Consider the following 24,869-nt stretch of genomic DNA (forward strand, 5'->3'; position numbering starts at 1 on the left):
CTTCGTCCCATCATCCCTCTTTAATAAAATTTGGAGCGCCCCCGTCTTTCTCCGCATCTCCCTCCCTTCCCGTGTTCCGCTCCTAAAGTCGCTTCACCCGGGGCTATTTTACTGAGGGCGGAAATCGATTTTGGTTTTTTTGGTGGTTAGTGCTTGGTGCTTAGTGCTTAGAGGTTAGTTGTTAGTTGCTAGCTTCAATTCTTCTTGCTTCCACCTATACTTCAAACTTCCACTTACTCTTCCACTCCCTCCCGACTAAAGACTCCTGACTACTGACTACTGACTCCCACCCCGCGTCCATCGTCCCCTTTTCAACTTTTTATCCGCATAAATGAAGTTGTACGCTAAATAAATTCTGACGAAAATTCAGCAGAAAATTTATCGTCAATATGAAAGCAAGCCGCATTACTTATAAAAACGAGCAGAGAATCAAAATAGAATTTCCTTACAATTCAAAGATCCTTTCCAAATTGAAAACCATACCTGATGCGCGATGGAGCAAAGCACACAAAGCCTGGCATATCCCTTATACGAAAACAGCATTCAACCAATTGCTTGCCTTATTTCCTGATCTCGAATACACAAAAAAAGATCCTTCGGTACAAGAAAATAAAAGCGATGAAATTAGTACGAAGAAAAAACCAATTCCTCAAAATAAAAATCAATGTAATGTCACCATTCAAATTGCCGGACAACGGATCCTTATCAAGTTGCCCAGGAATGATGCGGATATACATTTTATAAAATCACTACGTTACAGTCGTTGGGACAAAAAGCAATTCTCATGGGTCTTGCCGAATTACCCTGGAAATCTCGATCTGTTAAATGACTATTTTAAAGACAGGATACAGGAAATAATCCAGCATCCTACGGTCAAATTTTATTCGGAGGAAGAACTGGGAAGAAAAATTGGCGATGATGAAATTCTTATTGTAAAAACAAACTCAGGCAGGTTGAAATTATTTTTTGGCTACAACAAAGATTTAACAAGAGCAGTAAAGGGAATCCCCTATTATCAATGGCATACCCAACAAAAATACTGGAGCATCCCCTATTCTGAAAAATACCTGCAAGAAATCAAGGCGATAGCGGAGATGCTTAATCTGAAAGTCATTTATGAAGAAGAAAAAACAGACACATCGAAAGTAAAGCGTATCAGAAATTCAGAAAATACAACTTATCGTAAATGTCCGCCTGAATATCTAAATAAACTGACGGAATTGAGGTACAGCCCGAATACGATAAAAACCTATAAAAATGCATTTGAAGAATTCATTAATTATTATTCTGAGAAAAAATTGGAAGACATTGATGAAACATTAATCACCAATTACCTGAAGTATCTCGTAATGGAACGAAAAGTTTCAATTTCTTATCAGAACCAGGCAATTAATTCCATAAAGTTTTATTATGAACGTGTTTTAAAGGGAGAGCGTAAAATATACTATGTCGACAGGCCACGAAAAGAACAAGTTTTACCGGAAGTGTTGAGTGAAGAAGAAGTAACGAAATTAATTCAATCAACGGAGAACCTGAAACACAGAGCCATTTTGATGCTCGCATATTCAACCGGAATGAGGCTCAGTGAACTTCTGAATGTAAAAATTAAGGATATTGATTCCAAACGCATGCAGATTCGTATAGAACAGGGAAAAGGCAGGAAAGATCGTTATGCCAGGCTATCTTCTGTATTACTCGATGTTTTAAGACGATATTTTAAAGAATATAAACCTGTAGAATGGTTAATTGAAGGTATAAATGGTGGAAAATACTCCGCCCGGAGCATTCAACAAATAATGAAGATGGCCCTAAAAAAAGCAGGGATAAAGAAAAAAGCAAGTGTGCACACTCTGCGACATACATTTGCCACTCACCTGCTTGAAAATGGAGTTGATATACGCTACATTCAGGTATTACTAGGTCACGAAAGCAGCAAAACCACTGAAATTTACACTCACGTTACCACGAAGGGTTTTGATCAAATAAAAAACCCTTTGGATAAGTTAAAATTATAATAAAAATGAGGTATTATAAATGTTAGAAAATTTGTAACTTGGTATTTTAATCCTAATCAATAACGATAGAATTTGAATATAATCTTTTGAAAAAACTCATGAGCTCAAATAAAATGATCAATCAAATTCAAATACGAAACCAACTTAAGGTTGAATTTCTGGCAAATTCATTCCATACCGACATATCCGTTATACACGCAATTAATTGCGTAAACCCAACCAATTTCAATATATATACGCAACTAGTTGCGTAAACAGAAACGTTGAACTAAACCGCCTGTGGCGGTAGTCTTCCAAACGCTTAATTATTTTTTAGTTCCGAACTTAGTAGTATGTCTAATTTAAAAACATACTATCATGAGCACATTACGGAACAACATGATTCAGCAGATGGAGTTGAAGGGCTTCAGTCCCCTGACCATTAAAGTTTACATTTTCCATCTTCTACAACTGAGCAAACATTTTAACACCTCGCCGGATTTACTTTCTGTGGAACAGATCCGGACGTATTTACATCAGACGGTCGCCGAAAAAAAATGCAGCAGGTCCTGGATGAACCAGATGGTGAGCGCCCTGAAGATTTTATATTGTGATGTGTTGCGAAGGCAGTGGGACCCACTTGATTTACCCCGTGCGCCACGGGAGAAAAAACTGCCGGTAATTTTATCGAGAGATGAGGTCAGCAGGATTATTCAGGTGACGGAGAACATAAAACACCGTGCTGTGCTGATGCTCACCTACTCGGCCGGATTGCGATTGCATGAGGTAAAGAGTTTAAAGCTCAGCGATATTGATTCCGCGCGCATGATGGTGCGTGTGGTGCAATCAAAAGGTGACAAAGACCGGTATACAATTTTATCACCCCTAGCATTGAAGATGCTCCGGGAGTATTGGAACCGTTACCGTCCGGGAGTCTGGCTTTTGAAACGCGTCCCGGAAAAGCCATGGCTGACCGAACAGCACAATTGATTTTTAAACATTCGCTCCAGAAAGCCGGAATAAAAAAGGCGGCCAGCTTTCATACCCTGCGCCATAGTTTTGCCACGCACTTGATGGAACAGGGCGTTTCACTGCCAATCATTCAGCAATTGCTCGGACACAGCTCGCTGAAAACAACGAGTGGTTATTTGCATGTTCAGCAATACTCGGTGGATGCGGTAAAAAGTCCGCTCGATACTCTTTCGCTTTAATCCTGTGGGTCATGGAATCTGTTCCAGTTCCTGCAGCCACTGTCGGAGAAGTGTTCTCTTTATTTGGAGAGCAGTACAGGCATGCGCACAAATTGCCGGTGCAACAACGTAAAACAATGTTTGCACTCCAGCAATGTCGTACCGCCGCATTGGGCGGTCATGTAGACATCTGTAACAGCTGCGGTCACACACGGGTGTTTTACAATTCCTGTCGTAACAGGCATTGCCCCCGGTGTCAGGGATTAAAAAAGATCCAATGGGTTGACCGCCTCAGTTCACATCTATTACCGGTACGCTATTTTCATATTGTATTTACGCTTCCCTCCGAGCTCAACCGGCTGAGTCTGGTCAATCAGAAATGTGTGTACAATATCCTCTTTAAAGCCGCCTCGGAAAGTTTGCTCACCCTGGCAAAGGATCAAAAGTATCTGCATGCGCTCACCGGGATGGTGGCCGTGCTGCACACCTGGGGACAGAATCTGATGGAGCATCCGCACCTGCATACACTCGTTCCCGCCGGTGGTTGGAGTGAAGTAGCGCAATCCTGGAAAGCTTCAAGGAAAAAGTTTTTCTTCCGGTAAAGGTCATCTCTGCATTGTTTAAGGGTAAATTCCTTTCGCTGCTTAAAGCCGCATACCAGACCGGTGAGCTGAAATTTGAAGGGGGAGATAAAACCCTTAAAACAAAAGGAAAGTTTTAAGCAACTGCTCAACACCCTATATCAAAAACCATGGGTTGTCTATGCGAAAAAACCGTTCAGGAACTCCGCGGCAATTGTGAATTACCTGGCACGGTACACCCATCGCGTGGCCATCGACAATAGCCGGATCCTGAGCGTAGAAGATGGACAGGTGAGTTTTCGTTGGAAAGACTACAAAAATCAGGGAGCAAAAGGCACAATGAAGTTAAGCGGAGAAGAATTTATCCGTCGTTTCCTGCTGCATGTACTTCCGAAAGGCTTTTGCAAAATCCGTTACTATGGAATTTTCGCATCGCGCATCCGAAAGACGATGCTACACCAATGCAAAAAAGCCACCGGGTTAATTCCTCCCAAATCCAAATTCGCGGGACTTGACTGGAAAGCCGTATTACTGCTGGCCTATACGATTGATGTATCCCATTGTCCTGTTTGTAAAAACGGAACGATGGAGTTGCACCGCACGTTTAAAAGTCTCCGTTCACCGCCAGGGCTCATCAGGTGAATCGTTCTTTGAACAAATTAATGATTATTCTATTGCGGCCGCGGCCGCAGAGGCTTGCCATGTGTTTTTCAAAACAAATAAAGCTTAAAGCAAGCCCATGCAAGCGAATAATTAATTAATTTACCCAAAATAAAATGTATTTTAACATATTTTCCCTTCATCTGAAACATTGAAAGTACATAGGGAATAAGGCTGCTACTCAGGCGGTTTCGTTCAACGAGATTCTATCCGCAATTAATCCAACGTCATTCTTTCAAATCAGGTATTTTGCTAAATTGCGGATAAAATCCTGAAATGTTATAGGCAACCAAAGTAATGATAATGCGAAAACTGAATTTAGTATTTCTAATTTGCTTATCAATCCAAGTTTCATCCGTTTGTGAGACTTATGGACAATTCAATCAAAACGACACAACGATCTTGCTAAAAGCTTTTAGACAAATAACATCACAGAGACAAATTGTATATGTCGACACAGTTGGCCCAAATAGTTATGTCCAAGAGAAACTTCAAGAAGCTTTTAAAAAAGACACAATAATCGACAAAAGAAGAGGTAACTCAATTACTTTGACTGAAAGTGAAATGAACCATATAATATCGCAACTTGGAAAAGAAACTATATGGTACGACAACCTATTCTTTAATTGCAAACGTATTGACTCAGACAGCCTGTTGTCTGTGGCAAAACAAATGTATGCAGAACGGGTACAATCTTTAAATGAAGCTATATTAAAAAAAGATACGGCTAGAATTAAAGACCTGAAACAAAACTATTCGTATGTGTTCGAATTTACAAAACCAATTTACATTAGAGATAATACCATTTGTCTAATATCGTTTAATGCAATGTGCGGGTTAGACTGCGGACAATCAGAGACAAGCTTTTACAAAAAAGACGAAGGTGAGTGGACTAAGTGGGTTTTAGTTTCCTCGGGCGATTTTTGATAACTAAGGTCAAATGAACATTAGATAGAAAAATTTGGCTGCCTATAACATCGCCTTGCTGCCAAGCAAAGAAAGTGCTATCTTCGATTTAACAGACGGCGTGCTCGGCAGCAAGGCTAACCGTTACCAGCAAGCGTAAAGACCGACACAACAAATATCGAGTTGACTTCTAAGCGACCAAACTTTTGACTTTCAAACAAACTTTCTGGCGACCTTCTCGGTAGCCAATTTCGCTGTAACTTGACACAAACCACTCCCATTTGCCGACACTCAAGCCATCGCAAGGTTTAAAAAAAAATTCCACCGCACTATTAAAAAATAATTTTATGCCAGCCCATATTGGCACATTTGGGGTTTGCCTCCTCACACAAACCGACACAGGCAAACCCCAAAAGAGCCAATTCCCCAACGCACGTGATGATTTTCGTTAGAATTTTGAAATTTCTTTTTAAAAAATTTGCAGGAGTGAATAAAATTCAATTACCTTTGTAAGCGAACACTTACTTACATTTATGAAAATCATTTATAAAGAGGAACTTGAAAATGAAAAACAATAAATTCACAGACAGACAAATAGAAATAATGGAAGCAGCTACGCTTCGCATTGATAAATTCGGAATACAGGAATTAACCATTAAAAACCTCTCTGCTGATTTAAATTTATCTGAAGCTGCTTTATATCGACATTTTAAAAGTAAAAACGAGATATTACTTGGGCTATTAACCTATTTTATTTTAGAGATGAACGAGCGGATTGCTACAATAATAGCTGATAAAGAAAAACAACCTTCTGAACTTTTAAAAAAAATATTTACATCACAACTCAGCACTTTTGCACAAAAACCCGCCATAGTTAGTGTTATTTTTTCAGAAGGAATATTTCAATTTAATAAAGAATTAAGTGAAAAGGTTTCTGTAATGATGGCACTGATGCAAAAAAACATCAATGCACTTATTGTAAGAGGTCAAAACGGAGGTGTTTATGGAAAGTTATTAGGTGCCGACCCTATCACAACAATTATTATGGGCAGTATGCGAATGGTGGTTTTAAAATGGAAACTTTCGGGTAACAAATCCAATTTAGTAAATGATGGAAAAAATGTATTAAACGGACTTTTAAAAATGATAGAAAAATGAAAAAAGCACTTCCCTACTTATTTGCAACAATCCTAACTGGATTTGGTCTGCTTACTTTGTTTCTTAGCACCTCTGTGATATTCGATTTATTTGGTATCAGAGCAAAAGAAGGCAACTACGTTTTATTTGTTGTTTGGTCAAATTTTATCAGTAGTATTCTTTATCTTATTGCCTCTTATGGCTTTGTTACATCTAAAAGATGGACAGCTAAACTTTTAGGAGTTTCTACCATAATTTTAATTACTGCTCTTATTGGTTTATTTTATCATATCAACTCAGGCGGTATTTATGAAACAAAAACCATCGGTGCAATGATTTTTAGAATTTCTGTAACAATGGTATTTGCTGCACTTGCCTATTTCACTATCACAAAAAGGAATAATTAAAAAAAAATTGACTTATGAAGTTAGTAAACATTCACAAACAAACACTATTCCTACTATTCATTTTAATAGGATTTCAAGCAGCACAAGCACAAGTCTGGTCGCTGCAACAGTGTATTGACACAGCACAGGTTCACAACAAAAACCTGCAAATGAGTAGAAATAATATTTCTATTGGTGAGCAAAAAGAGAAAGAAGCCAAAGCCAATTTAATACCGAAAGTAACAGCCAATGCGGATTACAAGTATTTTACCAATTTGCCTTACCAGTTAATGCCATTATCAACATTTAATCCGACAGCTCCAGAAGGTCAGTTTAAAGAAGCTCAATTTGGCGTTCCGCACAACATCAATGCAAACTTACAATTGTCAATGCCTTTGTATAATCCGCAAGTTTACGGTGCCATTCAAACTACTAAAATAGCATCGGAATTGACCGAATTACAATACAAAAAAACTGAAGAGCAAATCTTTTTTGAAATCTCCAATCTGTATTACAATGCACAAATTTTACATAATCAATTAGCTTTTATTGACAGCAACCTTTTAAATGCTGAAAGACTGCTAAAAAACATTCAACTGCTCAACGAACAATTGCTTGCCAAAGGAACAGATGTAAGCAAAGTGAAATTGCAGGTTGGACAATTAACAACACAAAAAGAAAGTATCAGCAGTAAATACGAGCAAGTTTTAAATGCGTTGAAATTTGCGATTGGTGTTTCAATCGAACAAAATCTACAAATTGAGCCAAACATTCAATATCAAAACGCAAATGAATATACACCTTCATCAATTTTAGATATTCGTATCATAAAAACTCAAAACCGCTTATTGTCGAGTGAACTAAGCACGTTAAACAAATCAAGGTTTTTACCTTCGCTAAATCTTATTGGAATGTATGGAACAACAGGTTTTGGATATGACAAGCAACCAAATGATTTTTTAAAATTCTACCCTATTGGCTTTGCAGGTATTCAACTCTCATATCCACTATTTAATGGAACGGTTACACAACGAAAAATTAATCAGAAAAGATTTGAACTTCAAAACAATGAACTTCAATTTGGATTACTTACCGAACAAAATAATATGCAGGTTCAAAATGCAAAAATGCAAAAAGAAGTCGCTAAAAAAACGGTAGAAACAACAACAGAACAAATCCAATTGGCTCAAACAATTTATGAGCAAACGATAATTCAACAGAAACAAGGAACAGCAAGTTTAACAGATGTTTTGCTTGCGGACAATGCTTTGCGTGAAGCACAACAAACATATCTGTCTGCTGTAATTGATTATCTGAAAGCAGATTTAGAACTTAAAAAACTAACTGGTAATATTTCAACAACTAAATAATTATTACAATGAATACAAAAACGTCAATCTTAAAGAAGGCATTATACATTATTATACCATTGGTATTGATTGCAATTGTAGTAATCAAGTTGAAAAGCAACAAAGAAATTACACAGAGCAAAGTTTATCAATATGATAAAGAACAAGCAATTAATGTTCAGGCAGACACACTACAAATTGAAAATGTGAATGCTGATTTTTCTTATTCAGGAACATTTGAGCCCAATAAGGAAACCAAAATAAGTGCTGAAATACAAGGAAAGATAAATGATGTTTTGGTTGATGTTGGAAGTGTTGTAAATAAAGGGCAAGCATTAATTCAGTTGGATAATTCATTATTGCAACTGCAACTGCAAACTATTGAAGTGCAAATTGAAGGTTTGGAAGCCGATGTAAATCGTTATACGATTTTAGCTAAAGCAGATGCCATACAAGGTATCCAATTAGAAAAATCCGTATTGGGATTGAAATCCGCGAAAGTGCAGAAAGCTACTTTAGTAGAACAAATAAATAAAACAACTATCAAAGCCCCTTTCAATGGAGTAGTTACTGCAAAACTTAGTGAAGAAGGGGCATTTGCAGCACCCGGAGTTCCATTACTTCAAATAACGGACATTACAAATTTAAAATTCACAGTAAATGTTCCCGAAAATGATTTAAGACAATTCAAATTAAATCAAAGCTATTCTCTATCAGTAGATGCTTATTCTGAAATTTCATTAGCGGGTAAAGCTACAATGATAGGTAGTAAAGCAAATATGGGAAGTAGCTTTCCTATTCAGTTTTCAGTAAATAACACATCAGATTTAAAAATAAAATCAGGAATGTTTGGCAAGGTGAATTTGAAAAACGACATACAAGAAAAGGGAATTATTATTTCGTCCTCTGTTATTGTTGGCTCTGAAAATCAACCACAAGTTTACCTTATAAAAAATGGTAAAGCTGTATTGCAAAACATCACTATTTCAAAAAAGATACAGAACAAATCAGTTGTGTCAAGCGGTTTAAAAACAGGTGATGCAATTGTAACAAATGGGTTTATAAATCTTTTTGACGGAGCGAAAGTAACGGTTAAATAAAATCAGCGGAAAATGAATATTACAGAAATTTCAATCAAACGACCTTCGCTAATAATAGTGCTGTTCAGCGTATTTACTTTATTAGGTTTTATCGGCTATAAAAATTTGAGCTATGAATTAATGCCCGACTTTAATCAGCCCGTAGTTGTAATCAAAACAGTTTATCCAGGTGCTGAACCCAACGAAGTAGAAACATCGGTTTCACGAAAAATAGAAGATGCCTTATCCAATTTGGAGGGTGTAGATTACTTGGTTACAAAGTCATTGCCGAATGCCTCTATTATTATCGCCAATCTAAAATACGGAACGGATTTAGATAAAACAATGCAAGATGCTCAACGCTATATTGACAATATCCGCAAAGATTTACCACAGGACATTTTAAGCCCTGTAATGAGTAAAGTATCGCCAAATGATTTGCCGATAATGTCCATCAGTGCAACAAGTAATTTGTCTGCCACTGAGTTTTATCAAAAAATGAAAGATGATTATCTGCCACAAATTCAACAAATAAAAGGAGTAGCAGAGATTACCATTTTAGGAGGAGAAGAAAGAGAAATACAAGTAAAAGTAAATCAGGACAAACTGAAACTTTACAAAATTTCAATGGTTCAGGTTGTTGAAGCAATTAATCGTTCGGGCTTAGACTTACCTGCTGGAAAAGTGCAAACCGAAAAAGAAAGTAATTCAGTTCGTTTAACCGGAAAATTTACATCGTTAGAAGACATTAAAAACGTTCAAGTGGCAATGCCTGTTTTAGGTAGTCCTGTTTATGTAAAAGATATTGCGAATGTTATTGATGGTATAAAAGAGACAACCTCAATCAGTCGTTACAATGGGAAAAACGGTATTGGTTTAATGTTGAAGAAACAAGGTGATGCAAATGCTGTTGATGTTTCAAAATTAGTTCGTGCAAAATTTAAATCCATTGAACAACAAAATGCAAATTCAGGTGTAAAATTTATTATTGCAGATGATAGCACCGACAATACAATTGCGGCAGTTAATTCTGTAGTTTTTGATTTGATTTTAGCCGTGATTTTGGTTTCATTGGTAATGCTTTTGTTCCTGAGAAGTTTTAGAAACTCATTAATTGTAATTGTTGCCATTCCGACTTCTTTAGTTACCGCATTTGCAGTAATGTGGCTTTTGGGTTACACACTCAATTTAATGACTTTGCTTGCTATGTCTTTAATCATTGGGATTTTGGTAGATGATGCGGTTGTAGTATTGGAAAATATTCAAAAACATTTAGACAAAGGAAAAGACAAGCGAACTGCTGCAATGGATGGTCGTATGGAAATTGGCTTTGCTGCATTGTCAATCACATTGGTTGACGTAGTGGTATTTTTACCAATTCTATTTTTACAAGTATTTGTTGCCGATATGCTCAAGCAGTTTTCGGTGGTCGTAGTAACTTCTACGCTCACAAGTTTATTAGTAGGTTTTACACTTACACCTTGGTTGGCTTCAAGAATTGGAAAGAAAGAAGATTTACAACCAACTAATTTTTTTAATCGCTTTTTGCTTTGGTTTGAACATCAATTAGAAAAATTCACCAATTGGTATGGCAGACAATTAGAATGGGTTTTGAGCCATAAATTAATTTTTACAGGAATTGTTTTGTTACTTTTTATAATGACTTTAGGCATTATGAAACAAGGTATTATTGGTAAAGAATTAATTTCAACAGGCGACCAAGGAAAGTTCAGAATGGCTTTAGAGTTTGACAAATCCACTTCCATTCAGCAAAATAACTTAATTGCTCAAAAAATTGAAACCTACATTATTCAACAACCCGAAGTAGCAACCGTATTCAGCAACATTGGCGGACCAAGCACAGGTATTGGAAGTTTGGGTGTTGGTTCTGCAAACAAAACAGAATTTACAATTCAATTAAAATCTAAAAAAGAACTTAAAAATGTGCCGACAGAAACATTTATGAAAAAACTTCGTGAGGATTTGAAAACAAAATTTCCAAGTATAAATTATTCAATGGCAGCTTTAGGTTTAATACCTCGTTCTGCACCAATTGAAATCACTTTGAGCGGAAGTAATTTGGATTTGTTGATGCAAAGCGGAAATGACCTAAAAGTAATTATTGAAAAAATTCCCGGTGCTGATAATGTTCGCTTATCCGTTGAAGCAGGAAGTCCCGAATACAAAATAATTCCCGACAAAGACAAAATGCAACGATTAGGTTTAACAACCGCTTATGTTGGATTGAACCTAAGAACTGCATTTACAGGAAATGATGATGCCACACTTACCGATAACGGAACAGAATATCCCGTAAGAATTTGGTTGGATGAATTTAGTCGACAGAATTTTGAAGATGTTCAACAACTTTCCATTATTAACCCAATGGGATTACCATTTGAAGTTTCTCAATTTGCAACCGTTCAGCAAGACAATTCTCCGTCCTTGTTAGAAAGAAAAGACCGACAAGCAGCCGTTACATTGACTTCTGATGCTTTAGGCAGACCATCAGGAACGGTAGCAGACGATGTAGTAGCTTATCTCAAAGAAAATCCGCTGCCAAACGGAATACAAATGACTTGGGGTAGCGACATCAAAAGACAGAATGATAGCTTCGGTGCATTAGGTTCAGTTTTACTCATTTCTTTTTTGTTGATTTACCTGATTATGGTAGCACTTTATGACAGTTTTGTTTATCCATTTGTTGTATTGTTTTCTATTCCTGTAGCAGCAATTGGGGCATTTTTTGCATTGAATTTGTCGTTAAGCAATTTGAGTTTATTCGCCTTACTTGGTTTAATTATGCTAATGGGATTGGTAGTAAAAAACGCAATTCTAATTGTGGATTTCACCAATCAATTAAAAGCAGAAGGCAAACATTTCAAAGAAGCATTAATCATTGCAGGAAAAGGTCGTATGCGACCAATTCTAATGACAACGCTTTCAATGGTTGTCGGTATGCTCCCTATCGCAATGGCAACTGGAACAGCAGCCGAATGGAAAAACGGATTAGCTTGGGTTATTATTGGCGGACTACTTTCCTCATTAATTTTGACCGTTTTTTTAGTTCCGATGGTCTATTATTTAGTTGACACAGCGAAAGAAAAAATAAATCGTAAAAAATAATTGAAATGAAAACAGCAATCATAATACTAATCGCATTTGCGTTATCACTTACACTTTATTCATTTGCCAAACCCAATGCAGATACTTATTCCTTAACCATAGAGGTAAAGAATTTACGGAATGCAAAGGGAGTAGTTCAATTTGCACTATATAACAAAGACGGCTCAATTCCTGATGAAGATTATGAGAATTATTACAAAATTCTAAAAGGAGAAATTGTGAATAATTCATCTACAATAACTTTTAAAAATATTCCATCAGGAAAATATGCAGTTAACATTTTACACGATGAAAACAAGAACGGTAAAATTGACAAAGGCTTTATTTTACCAATAGAAGGTATAGGCTTTTCAAATTTTCAATCCATAGGTTTAACAAACAGACCGAACTTTTCAAAAGCCAGTTTTGATGTAAAAGAAAATAAAACAATCAGTGTAAAGGTGATTTATATGTAGTCAGTAAGCCATCGCACAGGTGTAAGCACATTTGCAATTCACACAAGCCAACGCACAGTCCAAAAATTGCAAAAGAGCTTCCACCTCTCCCACCAAAGAAAAATTATTTTTTAAAATCTCCCCTTCTATTTTTTTTTAAATCCACAACCGCACAGCCGACACAAATGACAGCGGAAGCCACGACAGACATGGACTACAGTAACTCGACAGACAGAACGCCAGCTGGTAACAGCACCTACCCAAAAGGCGGGGTTTCGTGTTCCAAAGACAGTTTTGTGGGTAATCAAACATTAGTTTTTCAAATCAAGTTTTGTGGTAAAAGTCCCGCCCTTCGGGTAGCTGCAAACCGTTAGCGGTCATTGTAAAAAGACAGACCAGACCATCAAAATATCGACAGAAAAAATGAAAGACAGCCGACCCTTCGCAAAATTAAAAGAGGTGTTTTGCCAACGCACTTGCCGACACAAAAACACCACATTTAATTTTGCCCAACCGCGCAGCGACTATTTCACAATAAAAACTCTAACTTTGCCGTTACATAGACAACATTGAAAAAAGCAGTTAACATATTTCTATTAGCATTTTACTCCTTCGGAACTTTCTGTTTGCCATTGGGTGACTTTGCAGTGCTGCAAGACATTCCTGAAATGTATCGCCACTGCAAAGCGACAGAGGATAAGGACATGACACCGCTTGACTTTATCACCGACCACTTAGTAAACATTGACGGACTGTTTGACAAACATGAAAACGGAGACGAACAAAAGCCACACACTCCAAATCAACCACAACACCATGGACAGACACAAGTTACTTTCATCACCTACTTTGCATTTTCAATTTCATTATTTCAACCTATTGAAGTTAAACATTCAATTCCTTCGGTGAATTTTCTTCCATCGGGTTACATCTCAAAATTCTTCCGCCCCCCAATAGTTTAGTTGTTTTATTTCTTGTCCGACACAAACTTCGTTTGTGCGATTAGTCATTTATTTCAAACAATTAAAAAATTCAAAAAATGAAAAAAGTAATTTATCTGCTGCTTACAGCGGCACTAATGAGTAATGCGGTTTGTGCTCAAAAAATATCTGCCGACAAAGTTCCTGCTGCCGTTACTTCAGCATTCAAAGCAAAGTTTCCAAATGCAACTAAAATAAGTTGGGAAATGGAAAACGCAAACGAGTATGAAGCAGGTTTCAAACTAAATGGCGAAGAAGTTTCTGCCAATTTTGACAACACAGGAAAATGGTTAGAAACAGAAACAGAAATTAAAATTTCTGCCTTGCCAGCTTCTATTCAATCAGTATTAAGCAAAGATTTTGCAGGTTTCAAAATCAACGAAGCAAGCAAAATTGAAAGTGTAAAAAACGGAAACTGTTTTGAAGCCGAGATTGAAAAAGGCGAAGAAACTTTTGATGTTCTGTTTACGGCTGACGGTAAAATGTTGAGCAAAACAAAAATGGAGAAAGAAAAAGGAGACAAAGATTAAGTAACAAGTAAAGCAGCACCGCTAAAGCGGTGCTGCTTTTTTTTATTTCAAACAAAATGACAAGTAAAAAATTAAATATTCATATCCCAAAACTAGGCATTCTCTACTGGACGCTAATGACTTTGGCAACAACAATAGGGGAAATTGTTGGAAACCTGATTTCAAGAAACCTAGGTTTGGGTTATAGCACAGGTTCAATTCTTTTAATAAGCATTTATGTTTTTTCAATCATAGCCATTGCATTAAGCAGAAGAGAAAACGCAACTGTTTATTGGTTGCTGATTGTGTTAGGAAACATAGCAGGAACAAACTGTGCCGACTTTATTACAATTGAACCATTAAAACTTGGAACTGTTTGGGGTTCTGTTTTAGTTATGGGTATTTTGACACTAACTCTCATTATCTGGAAATTTGTTTCTCCAAAATCAACAGTCGAAAGTGGGTTAAACAACAAAACATTTTTCCTTTATTGGTTTGCTATTATAGTTTCAAGCACCTTTGGCACAACATCGGGCGACCTGCTTTCTAATGACACTCCTTTAGGAGCGGGTGGTGGGACAATTTTGCTTACAATAATATTATCAGTATTTGCACTATTGAATAAATACACAAATTTTTCAAAGGAAATTCTTTACTGGGTTGCATTGGTAGTAATGCATCCAATTGGTGCAACTATTGGTAACTATATTTCTAAACCGGCAGGACTAAACTTCGGCAATATTTGGACTAGCATTGTTTTAGTAATTGTATTTATTGCCTTATTTATTACAAATCAAAGAAGGAAGGTTGCCTTATGAATAGAACGAATATATTACCAGCAATCACACTTTCATTTTGGATAATGAAAATTTGTGCAACCACTTTAGGCGAAACCGCAGGAGATTTACTTTCCATGACCATGAATGTTGGTTATGCAATAAGTTCAGCAATTCTTTTAGGTTTCTTTTTCGCAACGCTTGTGGTTCAACTTTCAACTAAAAAGTTTCAACCGATTATTTATTGGGCGGTAATTCTTTCTACAAGCACGGCAGGCACAACCATGTCGGACTACATGGACAGAACTTTAGGTTTAGGTTACGCAACAGGTTCTTTGATTTTAGTTTCACTTTTGACAATAACACTCATCACATGGAAGTTGACAGAAAAATCATTGTCGGTAACAAACATTAAATCGCTTCGTGGCCAAGTGTTTTATTGGACAGCGATTTTATTTTCCAACACTTTGGGAACAGCGTTAGGAGATTTTCTTGCAGACAATTCAGGACTTGGTTTTGCAGGCGGAGCAATTCTCATTGGTAGTTTATTAGCACTAATTGTTTTGGCTTACTACTTCACTAAAGTATCTCATGTAATTTTATTTTGGTTAGCGTTTGTTCTCACAAGACCATTCGGTGCAACCTTTGGCGACTTGCTGACAAAGACACATGAAAAGGGCGGACTAAATTTCGGAACAATTGGTTCATCTTTAATTTTATTTACGATACTTGTAGTTCTTGTAACGATTTCAATTATCAAACTAAACAGAGAAACTAAAACTGCCTGACAATGGAAGTAAACGCCAACGCATTTGGTAGCACATTTGCATTTTTTCCAACACCACAAGCCAAATAAAAAATGCAAAAGAGCTACCAATCTAACGCACAACGACACTGCACTATGGACAGACATAACAAGACCGAAAAAAAACAACGAACCGCTAACAGCACCTTGCCAAAAGTGGCGGTTTCGTGCTTCGTAGGACAGTTTTGTGGGTATATAAACTTTAGTGCTTCGATGAAAGTTTGTGCTGAAAATCGCCACCTTCGGCAAGCTGCAAACCGTTAGCGGTGATTTTAGGGCGACCGTGCTAACTTGAAACATTAGAGCATTAAACGAACACATTAAACAGACATAAAATGAAACGACACTTGACAACTTTAACTATTACGCTTCTACTTGTAACTAATGTTTACAGCCAACAGACAAAAGAAGAACAATCTGTAGTGGACGAAGGCAAAAAACTTTACAAATCAGAAATGGCTTCATGGTATGGCACTGACGTTTTTCTTGCAAAATTTCCCGACAAGAGAGAAAGTATTGGTGGCTACTTTTCATATGCGGACGGAGAGGTTGAGAAGTGTTTGTTTTTTTCAAACGCAACAGCTCCAAAAGTTCTTGCAATAATTTCCTTTGACAGCACTTTCAATGTAAAGACAGCAAAAGTGGACAACACCGAAAGAGAGTTTACATCGTTTGAGAACGACATTTATACAATTCGTAAGACAGCGTTAGCTTTAATCAATAAAGACACTTTATTTAAAACCTACAAAAACACTAATCTAAATCTCATTCCTCTTATTGAAGGCGACAGCAAAAAGATTTTTGTATTAACTGGACCTGAACAAAACGGAGTAGTAATTTTTGGTAACGACTATTTAATAACATTTGATAAGAACAATGAAGTGAAAAGTAAAAAGCAACTTCATAAAAACATTATTGTTCAAGAGTATTCATCAAACGGAAAAATTGACGGAAATAAAGTTGTTGGAGGCATTCACACTCATTTACCAGAAACGGGTAACTTAATGACATCAACGGACATTTGCACTTTGATGTTGTATGCAAAGTTTGCTGGTTGGGAAAGCTACTCAGTTGTCAGCGAGAAATATTATAACATATGGACTTGTGCAACAAACTCATTGGCTGTTGTTCCCAAAGACGTATTTGACAAAATAAATAAAGACCAAGAAAAAAGAAACAAGAAGAAGAACTAATCAGCAAACAAAATGGAGAGTGTAACTTTTTCAAACAACCTTTTGTGCGGACTTCTGACTGACGAGCTTCGGACAGAAAGAAAAACCACCGCTAACAAGGGGTTTGCGATAGCGGGGGTTCCGTGCTTCGCAGACACATTTGTGCAAGGTGGAAGTTCAGTTCTCCGAATGAAGTTTAGTGCTAAAACTCCCCGCCATCGCAAACCCCAGAAACGTTGAACTAAACCGCCTGTGGCGGTAGTCTTCCAAACGCTTAATTATTTTTTAGTTCCGAACTTAGTAGTATGTCTAATTTAAAAACATACTATCATGAGCACATTACGGAACAACATGATTCAGCAGATGGAGTTGAAGGGCTTCAGTCCCCTGACCATTAAAGTTTACATTTTCCATCTTCTACAACTGAGCAAACATTTTAACACCTCGCCGGATTTACTTTCTGTGGAACAGATCCGGACGTATTTACATCAGACGGTCGCCGAAAAAATGCAGCAGGTCCTGGATGAACCAGATGGTGAGCGCCCTGAAGATTTTATATTGTGATGTGTTGCGAAGGCAGTGGGACCCACTTGATTTACCCCGTGCGCCACGGGAGAAAAAACTGCCGGTAATTTTATCGAGAGATGAGGTCAGCAGGATTATTCAGGTGACGGAGAACATAAAACACCGTGCTGTGCTGATGCTCACCTACTCGGCCGGATTGCGATTGCATGAGGTAAAGAGTTTAAAGCTCAGCGATATTGATTCCGCGCGCATGATGGTGCGTGTGGTGCAATCAAAAGGTGACAAAGACCGGTATACAATTTTATCACCCCTAGCATTGAAGATGCTCCGGGAGTATTGGAACCGTTACCGTCCGGGAGTCTGGCTTTTTGAAACGCGTCCCGGAAAAGCCATGGCTGACCGAACAGCACAATTGATTTTTAAACATTCGCTCCAGAAAGCCGGAATAAAAAAGGCGGCCAGCTTTCATACCCTGCGCCATAGTTTTGCCACGCACTTGATGGAACAGGGCGTTTCACTGCCAATCATTCAGCAATTGCTCGGACACAGCTCGCTGAAAACAACGAGTGGTTATTTGCATGTTCAGCAATACTCGGTGGATGCGGTAAAAAAGTCCGCTCGATACTCTTTCGCTTTAATCCTGTGGGTCATGGAATCTGTTCCAGTTCCTGCAGCCACTGTCGGAGAAGTGTTCTCTTTATTTGGAGAGCAGTACAGGCATGCGCACAAATTGCCGGTGCAACAACGTAAAACAATGTTTGCACTCCAGCAATGTCGTACCGCCGCATTGGGCGGTCATGTAGACATCTGTAACAGCTGCGGTCACACACGGGTGTTTTACAATTCCTGTCGTAACAGGCATTGCCCCCGGTGTCAGGGATTAAAAAAGATCCAATGGGTTGACCGCCTCAGTTCACATCTATTACCGGTACGCTATTTTCATATTGTATTTACGCTTCCCTCCGAGCTCAACCGGCTGAGTCTGGTCAATCAGAAATGTGTGTACAATATCCTCTTTAAAGCCGCCTCGGAAAGTTTGCTCACCCTGGCAAAGGATCAAAAGTATCTGCATGCGCTCACCGGGATGGTGGCCGTGCTGCACACCTGGGGACAGAATCTGATGGAGCATCCGCACCTGCATACACTCGTTCCCGCCGGTGGTTGGAGTGAAGTAGCGCAATCCTGGAAAGCTTCAAGGAAAAAGTTTTTTCTTCCGGTAAAGGTCATCTCTGCATTGTTTAAGGGTAAATTCCTTTCGCTGCTTAAAGCCGCATACCAGACCGGTGAGCTGAAATTTGAAGGGGAGATAAAACCCTTAAAACAAAAGGAAAGTTTTAAGCAACTGCTCAACACCCTATATCAAAAACCATGGGTTGTCTATGCGAAAAAACCGTTCAGGAACTCCGCGGCAATTGTGAATTACCTGGCACGGTACACCCATCGCGTGGCCATCGACAATAGCCGGATCCTGAGCGTAGAAGATGGACAGGTGAGTTTTCGTTGGAAAGACTACAAAAATCAGGGAGCAAAAGGCACAATGAAGTTAAGCGGAGAAGAATTTATCCGTCGTTTCCTGCTGCATGTACTTCCGAAAGGCTTTTGCAAAATCCGTTACTATGGAATTTTCGCATCGCGCATCCGAAAGACGATGCTACACCAATGCAAAAAAGCCACCGGGTTAATTCCTCCCAAATCCAAATTCGCGGGACTTGACTGGAAAGCCGTATTACTGCTGGCCTATACGATTGATGTATCCCATTGTCCTGTTTGTAAAAACGGAACGATGGAGTTGCACCGCACGTTTAAAAGTCTCCGTTCACCGCCAGGGCTCATCAGGTGAATCGTTCTTTGAACAAATTAATGATTATTCTATTGCGGCCGCGGCCGCAGAGGCTTGCCATGTGTTTTTCAAAACAAATAAAGCTTAAAGCAAGCCCATGCAAGCGAATAATTAATTAATTTACCCAAAATAAAATGTATTTTAACATATTTTCCCTTCATCTGAAACATTGAAAGTACATAGGGAATAAGGCTGCTACTCAGGCGGTTTCGTTCAACGAGATTCTATCCGCAATTAATCCAACGTCATTCTTTCAAATCAGGTATTTTGCTAAATTGCGGATAAAATCCTGAAATGTTATAAGCAAGCCTAAAGAACGACTGTGCAACCATCAAGCTGACACTAAAACAACCAGACTTTATACTTCCAAACTAACTTTCGGCCGACAAAATTCGGTTAACATTTTTGTAGCAATTCGACACAAAACCAACCTAAAGTATTTGAATTAGAACCTACTAAAATAATTTAACAAATAATAGTGGACGCCATTGTCCACTATTAAAATATTGCTTATCTTTGCCTTATAAAATGACAACAGATGTTTTCAAAAGCTTGTGAATATGGAATTAAGGCATCAATTTTTATTGCTCAACAATCACTCTTAGACAGAAAAGTGAATTTGAGAGAAATTGCTGAAGCTATTGAATCACCAACAGCTTACACGTCAAAAATTCTACAAAAACTATCTAGACAAAAAATTATTAATACCGATAAGGGACCAACTGGTGGCTTTTCTATGGATAAAGTTAAATTAGAAAAAATAAAACTAAGTTCTATTATATGTGCTATTGACGGTGAAAATATTTATAATGATTGTGGATTAGGATTAAAAAAATGTAATGAAAAAATGCCTTGTCCGGTGCATAATCAATTTATAGTAATAAGAGAGGAACTGAAAAAAATGAGTGAAACGACAACCATTAAATCATTAACAATCGATTTCGATAACGGATTAACTTTTTTAAAACGATAATAAAATAATATAGATATGAAATCAAATGATAATCCAAAAATGACACGTCTTGATTTAGGAAATACATTCAAGGTATTGCAAGTAACCGGAAGTGCTGGAATGAATATGCCAGAACATGTAAGCACTAAAGAGGCTGTAATTATTATTCAAAAAGGCCAGGCTATTTTAAAACTGAAAGGAATTGACCATGTGTTAGAATTAAACAAATCTTTCGTTGTACCAGCAGGGCAAAAACACGAGTTACAAATAACTGAAGATTTTCAGGCCGTAGTAATCATGGAAATAGAGTCTGAAATAAAATTTATAAACAATTAAAAACATAAAAAAATGAAAGAAAACCAAATTATTGGAGAGCTGGTAGCAAAAGACTACCGCACCGCATCGGTATTCAAAAATACAGCATTGACTTTTGTTGTCAAGGTAACAGAACTATTCAAGAGGCCTGTGATAAGAAAAACATTGATTCAAAAAGGTATTAGAAGATTTAGATACTTTAGTACAAACGAAAAGTGAGGCAACCACCGACTATCAATCGTGGCCACTTGATCTATTAGCGGATTATATTGAAAAGAAACACCACCGCTACGTTCAAGATAAAACATTAGAAATACAGCCATATTTAGATAAAATATGCAGAGTTCATGGAGAACACCATCCCGAACTCTTTGAAATTAAGAATGAATTTAATGCTAGTGCAGGTGAACTAGCTGCTCACATGAAAAAAGAAGAGCTGATTTTATTTCCTTTCATAAGGAAAATGGTAAAAGTAAAACAAGAAAATTCCAATGTAGAAGCCGCAAATTTCGGAACGGTTAAAAACCCAATACAGATGATGATGGATGAACACACAGTAGAAGGAAATCGCTTCAGGAGGATTGAAGAATTAAGCAATAATTATACGCCTCCTCAAGATGCCTGCAACACCTATCGTGTTTCGTTCGCCTTACTTAAAGAATTTGAGCAAGATCTGCACCTGCATATACATTTGGAAAATAATATTCTCTTTCCAAAAGCTGTTGAAATTGAAAATGATTTAATATGAAATTTGCATGAAATATTATGAAACTTTAAGCGAAGCAGTAAATGACCTGATTAAACGAGGTTATACACATGATTTCAATGTTCATCTGGAGCAAGAATGCTTAGTATGCAATAGTTCTCTAACACAACTTTCTCCAGATGAATTTGAAATTGATGAAACCTATCGGTTTGAAGGAAATACTGACCCGGGAGATGAAATGATTTTATTCGCAATTTCCTCGACAAAGCACAAAATAAAAGGCACTTTATTAAATGCATACGGTATGTATTCAGATTCTGCCACAACAAAAATTATAGAAAAACTAGTAACACATATAAAAACTATGAAACCCATAAAAAGAGAAGAATATCTAAAAGCATTGAGCAGAGAACACCATCACAGTTTATTACTCTGCTGGAAAATTAAAACCGGTTTTACTAAAGGTGTTTCAATTACACGTATGAAATTATATATTGATTGGTTTTTTAAAAATCATTTACAGCCACATTTTGAATTAGAAGAGAAATATATTTTCCCTATACTAGGTAATGAAAATGTTCTAATCAAACAAGCTATCGAAGAACACAAAATAATTTCCCGTTTATTTTGCGATACTTCTCATATTGAAACTTCCATAAAGCAAATACAAGAAGATTTAGAAAAACACGTTCGATTTGAAGAAAGAGTTTTGTTTGATGAAATTCAAAAGGTTGCTTCTTCTGAAAATATGGAAGAGATCATAAAACTTCATACAAACGAAAAATTCATTGAAAACACAACGGATGTATTTTGGGAATAATCATGAAAAGGAAAATAATTGTTATTGGAGGTGGGTTTGCAGGTATTGAGTTTATAAAAAAATAGACGAGACACTGTTTGATGTTTTACTTATTGATAAAATCAATCATCATCAATTCCAACCCCTGTTTTATCAGGTAGCAACTTCTCAACTAGAACCAGCGAGTATTTCATTTCCACTTCGAAACATATTTAAAACAAAGAAAAATCTTCAAATCCGTTTAGCAGAAGTTCTATCTATTGATTCTGCTAATAATAAAATAAAAACAACTATAGGCGAATTTTGCTATGACCTTCTTGTAATAGCTATTGGCTGCACAACGAACTTCTTTGGAAACGATGAACTAAAAAGTCATGCTTTTACATTAAAAACCACTTACGATGCAATTAATATTCGAAATCATATACTCCAAACGTTTGAAAATATTATTTCAGCCGAAGCAGGTGAAAAGGAAGGTTTAATGAATCTTACAATTGTAGGAGCTGGACCGACTGGTGTGGAGTTAGCCGGTGCATTTGCTGAAATAAAAAAAAATATACTACCAAAAGATTATCCTAATATTGACTTCACTCATTTTAAAATTAATCTCATTGAAGGAAGCAAAGACACCTTGAATAGCATGAGTTTGCTTGCCAAAAGAACTTCAAAAATATATCTTCAAAAGATGGGGGTGAATATTATTACCGAGACTTTTGTAAAAAGATATGATGGAAATTTTCTAGAGCTTAGTAATGGAAATATAATAAAATCAAAAACAGTTATTTGGGCAGCAGGTGTTATAGGTAATACAATTAAAGGGCTACCCGATTCCGTTCAAAAAGTTGGTAATAGAATTGATGTGAATCGAACAAACTTGGTTAATGGAACCCAAAATATTTTTGCTCTTGGCGACATTGCATTTATGCAAACACCAAAGTACCCCAATGGTCATCCTCAAGTGGCTAATGTAGCAATCAACCAAGCTAAATATTTGGCATATAATTTAAATAAAACTAAGACTAATGAATTTGAATATAATGATTTGGGATCAATGGCAACAATAGGCCGGAACAAGGCTGTAGTTGACTTGCCACATTTTAAATTTAAGGGTTATTTTGCGTGGTTAATTTGGATGTTTCTTCATCTTATGCTGATACTAAGTGTTAGAAATAAACTTATTATTTTTATTAACTGGGTATGGGCTTATTTAACCAAAGACACATCGCTAAGACTGATCTTGAAACAAACAAAAAATTATTAAAATAGCTTGACGAATTAGACACATTAACCTATGATAGCAAATAGGCCAGCTTATAACACGGGTTTGGCAAAAGTGGCGGTTCAGTGCTCCGCAGACACATTTGTGGTTAATCAAAGTTTGGTTCTCCGCATCAACATTTGTGGTGAAAATCGCCACCTTCGCCAAGCCCGAAAACGTTAGCGGCAACCGTAACAGACTGCAATCATATGAACGAATATATTTCAGTGAACAGACATAAAATTATTTTCAATTTTAAATGGATCACTATTCTTTTAACCACCATTTGGACAATATATTTACTTAAATTAAATTCTGAAGACATTAGCCTAGACTTCAAGTTAATATTAATTGGCTATTGTATGGCGACAATTATTCTCCCCCTTTTTACCGTCTTAATTTTATCGATTCAAGATCTTATTGAATTTGTCAGAATCAATAAAATACTAAGCAATAATCCATTTAATCAATTTCTAAATATCGGTTTTGAAAAGTCGTACACGGAAAAAAAGGCGAAATGGACTACTTCAAAACCAATGCTGACAGGTACTCTAGACAATTATCCGATTAGGTGTGAAGTAGAAAATGGGATTGTAAGAATAATTGCCACCGCTAACTTGGATGAAATTAAAAAGACAGACATGAAAAATTGGAAAGAACTATTTGGCGATGATAATATTACCTATGATTGGTTTGGTGTCGCACTTGTATACAGACCCAAAAAGTTTAAGCAATTAACTTTTATGGACATTGAAACAGAATTGAGAAAATTTATTAAAATATTAGCAGACACTAGAATATCACCATTGGAAAGTTACGGCAGCCGCTAACACCGACTTGCTGTCAGGCAAAAAAAGTATTAACTTCGATTGAACGCAGCGGCGTGCCCGTCAGCAAGCCTCAAACGTAGTTCGCAATTTTAATTAGGGTGCATTCGTCCTGTCAGTTTTCAGTCTTGCGAGCAAGAAGCGCCCTGGGAAGTAAAAGTTTAAAAGGAAATTGTCGTTATCGCCAGCCATTCATTGAATCGGAAAGAATAAAACTTGTTTTAATGAATTCCGATTCAATGAATGGCAAAGTTCGGGGATAAAAACCGGAGTCACAACCGCATAAAATAGAATAAAATCAAAAGCTCCATTTTACCACTTACACACATGGAACCCAGGCGAATCTATCTGCAATCCTGACAAAAAAATCTACAGCGTCAATCGAAGATTAGCGCAATAGATTTTTATTAAAACTGCAGGAGCTAAAGGTTATTGAAGAAACCCATTAAAACTGCGAACAACAACCGTTTGCTGAAATGCCTCAAACAAGGTATCTTTCCATAGCGAAATTCGGAAGCTCGGCACTTCAGCAACCTTCCCATTGTGCGTCAGTGTAAAACGAC

Annotated in this window: 21 protein-coding genes and 4 pseudogenes; all 25 read left to right on the forward strand. The window is 37.1% G+C overall.

All coding sequences use genetic code 11. The annotated features are described in order from the left end of the window. The first annotated feature begins 389 nt into the window (after positions 1-389). The 25 genes and pseudogenes from IPP86_16660 to IPP86_16780 all read left to right on the forward strand — a co-directional run bounded on the left by IPP86_16660 (position 390) and on the right by IPP86_16780 (position 24,309). Positions 390-2,015, forward strand: a complete 1,626-nt coding sequence (locus IPP86_16660) for a site-specific integrase (protein MBL0140133.1) — start codon at positions 390-392, stop codon at positions 2,013-2,015. A gap of 357 nt (positions 2,016-2,372) precedes the next feature. Beyond that, the gene (locus IPP86_16665) at positions 2,373-2,984 is read left to right on the forward strand and encodes a phage integrase N-terminal SAM-like domain-containing protein (GenBank protein ID MBL0140134.1); all 612 of its coding nucleotides are present in this window, start codon (positions 2,373-2,375) and stop codon (positions 2,982-2,984) included. Continuing rightward, the gene (locus IPP86_16670; GenBank protein MBL0140135.1) at positions 2,906-3,205 is read left to right on the forward strand and encodes a tyrosine-type recombinase/integrase; all 300 of its coding nucleotides are present in this window, start codon (positions 2,906-2,908) and stop codon (positions 3,203-3,205) included. Before IPP86_16665 ends, IPP86_16670 begins: the two co-directional genes overlap by 79 nt. Before the next feature lie 11 nt (positions 3,206-3,216). Continuing rightward, positions 3,217-4,407, forward strand: a pseudogene (locus IPP86_16675) (IS91 family transposase). A gap of 321 nt (positions 4,408-4,728) precedes the next feature. After that, positions 4,729-5,352 carry a hypothetical protein gene (locus IPP86_16680; GenBank protein ID MBL0140136.1) on the forward strand — a complete coding sequence of 208 codons (624 nt, stop codon included), beginning with the start codon at positions 4,729-4,731 and terminating at the stop codon, positions 5,350-5,352. A 543-nt stretch (positions 5,353-5,895) separates the two neighbouring features. After that, the gene (locus IPP86_16685) at positions 5,896-6,489 is read left to right on the forward strand and encodes a TetR/AcrR family transcriptional regulator (protein MBL0140137.1); all 594 of its coding nucleotides are present in this window, start codon (positions 5,896-5,898) and stop codon (positions 6,487-6,489) included. Further along, positions 6,486-6,875 (forward strand): hypothetical protein, encoded by a 390-nt coding sequence (locus tag IPP86_16690; protein ID MBL0140138.1) that lies wholly within the window; start codon positions 6,486-6,488, stop codon positions 6,873-6,875. Before IPP86_16685 ends, IPP86_16690 begins: the two co-directional genes overlap by 4 nt. Before the next feature lie 14 nt (positions 6,876-6,889). After that, positions 6,890-8,224, forward strand: coding sequence for a TolC family protein (locus tag IPP86_16695; protein MBL0140139.1), 1,335 nt, complete (start codon positions 6,890-6,892; stop codon positions 8,222-8,224). 8 nt (positions 8,225-8,232) lie between these two features. Next, the gene (locus tag IPP86_16700; protein MBL0140140.1) at positions 8,233-9,303 is read left to right on the forward strand and encodes an efflux RND transporter periplasmic adaptor subunit; all 1,071 of its coding nucleotides are present in this window, start codon (positions 8,233-8,235) and stop codon (positions 9,301-9,303) included. Between the two features lie 12 nt (positions 9,304-9,315). Then, positions 9,316-12,408 carry an efflux RND transporter permease subunit gene (locus IPP86_16705; GenBank protein MBL0140141.1) on the forward strand — a complete coding sequence of 1,031 codons (3,093 nt, stop codon included), beginning with the start codon at positions 9,316-9,318 and terminating at the stop codon, positions 12,406-12,408. Positions 12,409-12,413: 5 nt separating this feature from the next. Further along, positions 12,414-12,863, forward strand: a complete 450-nt coding sequence (locus tag IPP86_16710; GenBank protein MBL0140142.1) for a DUF2141 domain-containing protein — start codon at positions 12,414-12,416, stop codon at positions 12,861-12,863. 548 nt (positions 12,864-13,411) lie between these two features. Then, positions 13,412-13,804 (forward strand): hypothetical protein, encoded by a 393-nt coding sequence (locus IPP86_16715; protein ID MBL0140143.1) that lies wholly within the window; start codon positions 13,412-13,414, stop codon positions 13,802-13,804. Positions 13,805-13,881: 77 nt separating this feature from the next. Further along, positions 13,882-14,352 (forward strand): PepSY-like domain-containing protein, encoded by a 471-nt coding sequence (locus IPP86_16720; GenBank protein ID MBL0140144.1) that lies wholly within the window; start codon positions 13,882-13,884, stop codon positions 14,350-14,352. Positions 14,353-14,408: 56 nt separating this feature from the next. Continuing rightward, entirely contained in the window at positions 14,409-15,149 is a 741-nt protein-coding gene (locus IPP86_16725; GenBank protein MBL0140145.1) for a hypothetical protein, read from the forward strand. Continuing rightward, a complete protein-coding gene (locus tag IPP86_16730; GenBank protein ID MBL0140146.1) occupies positions 15,146-15,895 on the forward strand; it encodes a hypothetical protein in 750 nt (249 codons plus the stop codon). The genes IPP86_16725 and IPP86_16730 overlap by 4 nt, the downstream gene beginning before the upstream one ends. 352 nt (positions 15,896-16,247) lie before the next feature. Continuing rightward, on the forward strand, positions 16,248-17,105 hold the full coding sequence (locus IPP86_16735; GenBank protein MBL0140147.1) for a hypothetical protein: 858 nt from the start codon (positions 16,248-16,250) through the stop codon (positions 17,103-17,105). 309 nt (positions 17,106-17,414) lie between these two features. Then, positions 17,415-17,648: a phage integrase N-terminal SAM-like domain-containing protein gene (locus IPP86_16740; GenBank protein MBL0140148.1), complete on the forward strand. Its 234-nt coding sequence runs from the start codon at positions 17,415-17,417 to the stop codon at positions 17,646-17,648. Between the two features lie 4 nt (positions 17,649-17,652). Then, positions 17,653-19,449: an IS91 family transposase gene (locus IPP86_16745; GenBank protein ID MBL0140149.1), complete on the forward strand. Its 1,797-nt coding sequence runs from the start codon at positions 17,653-17,655 to the stop codon at positions 19,447-19,449. Positions 19,450-19,987: 538 nt separating this feature from the next. Then, the gene (locus IPP86_16750; protein MBL0140150.1) at positions 19,988-20,422 is read left to right on the forward strand and encodes an Rrf2 family transcriptional regulator; all 435 of its coding nucleotides are present in this window, start codon (positions 19,988-19,990) and stop codon (positions 20,420-20,422) included. A 15-nt stretch (positions 20,423-20,437) separates the two neighbouring features. Further along, positions 20,438-20,737: a cupin gene (locus tag IPP86_16755; GenBank protein MBL0140151.1), complete on the forward strand. Its 300-nt coding sequence runs from the start codon at positions 20,438-20,440 to the stop codon at positions 20,735-20,737. A 12-nt stretch (positions 20,738-20,749) separates the two neighbouring features. Continuing rightward, positions 20,750-21,464 (forward strand): annotated as a pseudogene (gene ric / locus IPP86_16760) (iron-sulfur cluster repair di-iron protein). Positions 21,465-21,471: 7 nt separating this feature from the next. Then, positions 21,472-21,777: pseudogene (locus IPP86_16765) on the forward strand (phosphoribosylpyrophosphate synthetase). Next, on the forward strand, positions 21,778-22,242 hold the full coding sequence (locus IPP86_16770) for a hemerythrin domain-containing protein (protein MBL0140152.1): 465 nt from the start codon (positions 21,778-21,780) through the stop codon (positions 22,240-22,242). Between the two features lie 2 nt (positions 22,243-22,244). Then, positions 22,245-23,482, forward strand: a pseudogene (locus IPP86_16775) (NAD(P)/FAD-dependent oxidoreductase). A gap of 359 nt (positions 23,483-23,841) precedes the next feature. Continuing rightward, positions 23,842-24,309: a hypothetical protein gene (locus tag IPP86_16780; GenBank protein ID MBL0140153.1), complete on the forward strand. Its 468-nt coding sequence runs from the start codon at positions 23,842-23,844 to the stop codon at positions 24,307-24,309. Positions 24,310-24,869: the final 560 nt, after the last annotated feature.

Source organism: Bacteroidota bacterium (assembly GCA_016720935.1).
Lineage (GTDB): Bacteria > Bacteroidota > Bacteroidia > AKYH767-A > 2013-40CM-41-45 > JADKJP01.

Coding starts and splice junctions, on each gene's coding strand:
- IPP86_16700 (MBL0140140.1), top strand. CDS start 8,233: ATGAATACAAAAACGTCAATCTTAAAGAAGGCATTATACATTATTATA.
- IPP86_16710 (MBL0140142.1), top strand. CDS start 12,414: ATGAAAACAGCAATCATAATACTAATCGCATTTGCGTTATCACTTACA.
- IPP86_16685 (MBL0140137.1), top strand. CDS start 5,896: ATGAAAAACAATAAATTCACAGACAGACAAATAGAAATAATGGAAGCA.
- IPP86_16755 (MBL0140151.1), top strand. CDS start 20,438: ATGAAATCAAATGATAATCCAAAAATGACACGTCTTGATTTAGGAAAT.
- IPP86_16665 (MBL0140134.1), top strand. CDS start 2,373: ATGAGCACATTACGGAACAACATGATTCAGCAGATGGAGTTGAAGGGC.
- IPP86_16720 (MBL0140144.1), top strand. CDS start 13,882: ATGAAAAAAGTAATTTATCTGCTGCTTACAGCGGCACTAATGAGTAAT.
- IPP86_16730 (MBL0140146.1), top strand. CDS start 15,146: ATGAATAGAACGAATATATTACCAGCAATCACACTTTCATTTTGGATA.
- IPP86_16740 (MBL0140148.1), top strand. CDS start 17,415: ATGAGCACATTACGGAACAACATGATTCAGCAGATGGAGTTGAAGGGC.
- IPP86_16695 (MBL0140139.1), top strand. CDS start 6,890: ATGAAGTTAGTAAACATTCACAAACAAACACTATTCCTACTATTCATT.
- IPP86_16690 (MBL0140138.1), top strand. CDS start 6,486: ATGAAAAAAGCACTTCCCTACTTATTTGCAACAATCCTAACTGGATTT.
- IPP86_16705 (MBL0140141.1), top strand. CDS start 9,316: ATGAATATTACAGAAATTTCAATCAAACGACCTTCGCTAATAATAGTG.
- IPP86_16780 (MBL0140153.1), top strand. CDS start 23,842: ATGGCGACAATTATTCTCCCCCTTTTTACCGTCTTAATTTTATCGATT.
- IPP86_16725 (MBL0140145.1), top strand. CDS start 14,409: ATGACAAGTAAAAAATTAAATATTCATATCCCAAAACTAGGCATTCTC.
- IPP86_16735 (MBL0140147.1), top strand. CDS start 16,248: ATGAAACGACACTTGACAACTTTAACTATTACGCTTCTACTTGTAACT.
- IPP86_16680 (MBL0140136.1), top strand. CDS start 4,729: ATGCGAAAACTGAATTTAGTATTTCTAATTTGCTTATCAATCCAAGTT.
- IPP86_16750 (MBL0140150.1), top strand. CDS start 19,988: ATGTTTTCAAAAGCTTGTGAATATGGAATTAAGGCATCAATTTTTATT.
- IPP86_16660 (MBL0140133.1), top strand. CDS start 390: ATGAAAGCAAGCCGCATTACTTATAAAAACGAGCAGAGAATCAAAATA.